General features: G+C 75.7%; 1 protein-coding gene. It reads left to right on the forward strand.

Annotation, left to right across the window (positions count from 1 at the left end):
* The coding region (locus ACWDBE_RS38960; RefSeq protein ID WP_449810347.1) for a beta-ketoacyl synthase N-terminal-like domain-containing protein at window positions 1-5,410 on the forward strand (5,410 nt) is incomplete at both ends.

Raw genomic sequence — 5,410 nt, forward strand, 5'->3', positions numbered from 1 at the left:
GCACCGGCACCCTCGGCGCCCTCACAGCCCGCCACCTCATCACCCACCACGGCGCCCGCCACCTCCACCTCACCAGCCGAACCGGCCCCAACGCCAACGGCGCCACCGAACTCGAAGCCGAACTCACCGCACTCGGCGCCCACATCACCATCACCGCCTGCGACATCGCCGACCCCGACGCCCTGACCACACTGCTCACCACCATCCCCACCGAACACCCCCTCACCGCCGTCATCCACACCGCCGGCACCCTCGACGACGCGATCCTCGAGAACCTCACGCCCGAGCGCCTGCGGCAGGTCCTGCTGCCCAAGGTGGACGCGGCCTGGAACCTGCACGAACTCACCCGCACGACGGACCTGTCCGCGTTCGTGCTCTTCTCCTCGATCGCCGGCACCCTCGGCAACGCCGGGCAGGCCAACTACGCCGCGGGCAACACCTTCCTCGACGCCCTCGCCCAGCACCGCCGCGCCCAGGGGCTGCCCGGCACCTCCCTCGCCTGGGGCCTGTGGGACCAGGCGAGCGGTATGACGAACACCCTGGACGAGGCCGACCGTGCGCGGATCGGCCGGACCGGCGTCGCCCCCATGGCACCGGAGGAGGCCCTGAAGCTGCTGGACGCGGCGCTCGGCTCGGGGCGGGCCGTGGTGGTCCCGGCGCTCCTGGACCTGGCCGCGCTGCGCCGCCAGTCGGACGCGGACACACTGCCGGTGCTGCTGAGTTCCCTGGTGCGACCGCGGCTGCCCCGCACCGCCGCCCGCCGTACCGGGGCCGACGAGCGCTCGCCGCTCACGGGGCTCGCCGGGCTCACCGCCTCCGAACGAAAGCGGGCCGTGCTGGACCTGGTACATGCGCAGGCCGCCATCGTGCTCGGGCACTCCGCGCCCGAGTCCATCGACGTCGACCGCCCGTTCAACGAGATCGGCTTCGACTCGCTGACCTCGGTCGAGCTGCGCAACCGGCTGGTCGCGGCGACGGGCCTGAGCCTGTCGGCGACCCTGGCCTTCGACCACCCCACCCCCGCCGCCCTCTCCGGACACGTGCTGGAACTGCTCGATGGCCGTACGCCGGAGGCCGCCGCCCCCGGGCCCGTCGCACCGGCGGCTGCCGGGGCCTCGGACGACCCGATCGCGGTGGTGGCGATGAGCTGCCGCTACCCGGGCGGTGTCACCTCCCCCGAGGACCTGTGGCGGCTGGTGGCCGACGGCACCGACGCCATCGGGGAGTTCCCCGCCGACCGCGGCTGGGACGTCAAGGGCCTCTACCACCCCGAGATCGGCACACCGGGCAGGACCTACACCCGGCACGGCGGCTTCCTCCACGACGCGCCCCTGTTCGACGCCGAGTTCTTCGGCATCAGCCCGCGCGAGGCCACCGCCATGGACCCGCAGCAGCGACTGCTGCTGGAGACCGCCTGGGAGGCCTTCGAACGCGCCGGACTCGACCCCGCCGCGCTGCGCGGCAGCGACACCGGGGTGTTCGCGGGAACCAGCTCGCAGGACTACACGGCGCTACTGGACGCGGCGCCCGAGGAGGCCGGCGGCTACCGGCTGACCGGCAGCTCGGCGAGCATCATCTCCGGCCGCGTCGCCTACACCTTCGGGCTGGAGGGTCCGGCGGTCAGCGTCGACACCGCCTGCTCGTCGTCGCTGGTGGCCATCCACCTCGCGGCGCAAGCGCTGCGCCGGGGCGAGTGCTCGCTCGCGCTGGCCGGCGGCGCGTCCGTCCTGGCCACACCGACGCTCTTCGTCGAGTTCAGCCGCCAGCGCGGGCTGTCCCCCGACGGCCGCTGCAAGGCCTTCTCCGCCGACGCGGACGGCACCAGCTGGGGCGAGGGCGTGGGGCTGGTCCTCCTTGAGCGGCTCTCCGACGCGCTCCGCAACGGCCGCCGGATCCTGGGGGTGATCCGCGGCAGCGCGGTCAACCAGGACGGCGCCAGCAACGGTCTGACCGCGCCCAACGGCCCGTCCCAGGAGCGGGTGATCCGCCAGGCCCTCGCCGACGCCCGCCTCGCCCCCGCCGACGTGGACGCCGTCGAGGCGCACGGCACCGGAACCACCCTGGGCGACCCCATCGAGGCCCAGGCCATCCTCGCCACCTACGGGCAGGAGCACACCCGGGAACTGCCGGTGCACCTGGGGTCGGTGAAGTCCAACATCGGCCACACCCAGGCCGCCGCCGGTGTCGCGGGCGTCATCAAGATGGTCATGGCGATGCGGCACGGTGTCCTCCCGCCGACCCTGCACGCCGACGAGCCCACCCCGCACGCCGACTGGGGCACCGGCGCCGTCCGCCTGGTCACCGGGACCACGCCCTGGCCCGGGACCGGCCGGCCCCGCCGCGCCGCGGTCTCCTCGTTCGGCATGAGCGGCACCAACGCGCACCTGGTTCTGGAGGCGGCCCCGGAGCCGGAGGCCCCGGTGGACCCGGCTCCGCGGGACTCCGGTGACGCGGTGGTGCCGTGGTTGCTGAGCGGGCGTTCCGCCGAGGCACTGCGGGAGCAGGCACGGCGGTTGCTGGCCTGGACCGACGCGACCCCGGGCACCGGGGTCCGGGACATCGCCCACGCCCTGGCCACGAACCGTGCCACCTTCGAGCACCGCGCGGTGCTCGTCGGGGCGGACCGGGAGGAGCTGCGCACCGCCCTCGACGCCCTCGCCCAGGGCGCACCCTCGCCGCGGCTGACGCAGGGCGCGGCCGGGACCGGCCACCGGACGGTCTTCGTCTTCCCCGGCCAGGGCTCCCAGTGGGAGGGAATGGCCCTGGAGTTGCTGGAGACCTCGGAGGTCTTCCGGGAGCGGATGCGCGAGTGTGCCGAGGCGCTCGCCCCGCACACCGGCTGGGACCTCCTCGCCCTCCTGCACGGCAGGCCGGGCGCGCCCGCCATGGACACCGCCGACACCATCCAGCCCGCCCTGTTCGCGGTGATGGTCTCGCTGGCGGCCCTGTGGCGCTCGTACGGCGTCGAACCGGCCGCGGTCATCGGCCACTCCCAGGGCGAGATCGCCGCGGCGTGCGTCGCGGGCGCGCTCTCCCTGGAGGACGCGGCCCTGGTGGTCGCCCTGCGCAGCCGGGCACTCGACGCCCTGCGCGGCCGCGGCGGCATGCTGTCCGTGCCCCTGCCGCACGGCGAGGTGGCGGACCTGCTCGGGCGCTGGGAGGGCCGGCTGTCCGTCGCGGCCGTCAACAGCCCCCGCTCGACGGTGGTCTCCGGTGACACCGGGGCCCTGGAGGAACTGCACGCGCACTGCACCGCCGAGGGCGTGCGCAGCAAGGTGATCCCCGTCGACTACGCCTCGCACTGCGCCCAGGTCGAGGCCGTCCGGGACCGGCTGGCCGAGGTGCTGGCCCCCGTCTCCCCGCGCTCCGCCGAGGTTCCCTTCTACTCCACCGTCACCGGCGGCCTCGTCGACACCGCGACGCTGGACGCCGGGTACTGGTACCGCAACCTCCGCCGGACCGTCCGGTTCGAGGAGACCGTCGGTGTCCTCGCGGCGGCCGGGCACCACGCCTTCGTCGAGGTCAGCCCCCACCCGGTGCTGACCACGAGCCTCCAGGAGACGCTGGAGGAGCTGGACCTCCGGCAGGGCGCCGTGGTCGTCGGCACCCTGCGCCGTGGCGAGGGCGGCCAGGCCCGGATGCTCACCGCGCTGGCCGCGGCACACACCCAGGGCCTGGCCGTGGACTGGTCCCCGGCCCTGCCGGACGCCCCGCGGAACGGCGTGGACCTGCCGACCTACTCCTTCCAGCGGCGCCGCCACTGGCTGGACGTGGCACCGTCGCAGGCGGACCCCGCGCAGCTGGGGCTGCGGCCGACCGGCCACCCGCTGCTGGGCGCCGCCCTGCCGCTGGCCGGCAGCGAGGGCCTCGTCGTCACCGGCAGCCTGTCCCGGCGGACCCGGCCCTGGCTGGCCGACCACACGGTGACCGGCACCACCCTGCTGCCGGGTACCGCCTTCGTGGAGCTGGCCCTGCACGCCGCCGGCGAGGCGGGCTGCACCCGCATCGAGGAACTGACCGTGCTGGCACCGCTGCCGCTGCCGGAGGAGACGGTGCACCTCCAGGTGACCGTCGACCCGCCGGACGAGACGGGGCTGCGGTCCTTCCACGTCCACTCCCGGCCCGGCGACGCCGACGTGGACCTCCCCTGGATCCGGAACGCCACCGGCACCCTGGGCGCGGCGGCACGGCCCGCCCGGGAGCACGACCTCACCGCCTGGCCGCCCGCCGGGGCGACCCCGGTGGACCTCGGCGGGCACTACGACGGTCTGGCCGCCCTGGGGTACGAGTACGGACCGGCCTTCCAGGGGCTGGAGGCCGTCTGGCGATCGGGCGAGGACCTGTACGCCGAAGTCCGTCCGGCGGAGGAGCAGTCGGCGGAGGCGGGGTCCTTCGGCCTGCATCCGGCGCTGCTGGACGCCGCCCTGCACGCCCTCGGTGTGGACGGCTCCCGGGCCGAGGAGGGCGTCGTGCGGCTCCCGTTCGCCTGGAGCGGTGTGCAGCTGTACGCCCGGGGCGCCGGGTCGCTGCGGGTCCGGCTCTCGCCCGCGGGCACCGACGCGGTGGCCCTGACCGTGGCCGACGCCACCGGGCAGCCGGTGGCATCGGTGGAGTCGCTGGTCCTGCGGCCGGTCGCCCCCGGACAGTTGTCGGCGGACGCGCGGTCCGATGCGATGTTCCTCGTCGAGTGGACCGCCGTGCCGGAGCCGGACCGGGACGACGCGCCGTGGGCGGTGCTCGGGTCGCCCGCCCTGGCCGCGGCCCTCGACGCCGCGCCGTACGCGGACCTGCGGTCCCTGGCCCTGGAGGGCGAGGTGCCCCCGGTGGTGGTCGTCCAGTACCGCACGGAGTCCTGGGACGACCTCGCCGGGGCGACGCGGGAGGCGACGGTGCGGGCCCTGGGCCTGGTCCGGGCGTGGCTGGCCGACGAGCGGTTCGCCTCGTCACGGCTGGTCGTCCTCACCCGGGGCGCGGTGGCCGCCGGGGAAGGCGACCGGGTCCGCGACCCCGCGCACGCCGCGGTGTGGGGTCTGCTGAGGACGGCGCAGTCGGAGAACCCGGGGCGCTTCGTGCTCGTCGACCTCGACGACCGGGACGACTCGTACGGAAAGGTCCGGGCGGCGTCGGCCACCGGCGAACCGCAGCTCGCCGTCCGCGACGGCGCGCTGCGTGCCGCCCGGCTCGTGCGCCCGAGGCCGGCCGACGGTCTGACGCTGCCGGCGGGGCCCTGGCGGCTGCGGAGCCTGGGCACCGGCACGCTGGACGGCCTCGCCGCGACGGCGTGTCCTCAGGAGCCGCTGGGTCCGGGGCAGGTGCGGATCGCGGTGCGGGCGGCCGGGGTGAACTTCCGCGACGTGCTGATCGCGCTGGGCATGTACCCGGGCGACGAGGCACTGATCGGCGGCGAGGC

It is taken from the genome of Kitasatospora sp. NPDC001132, from assembly GCF_053598415.1.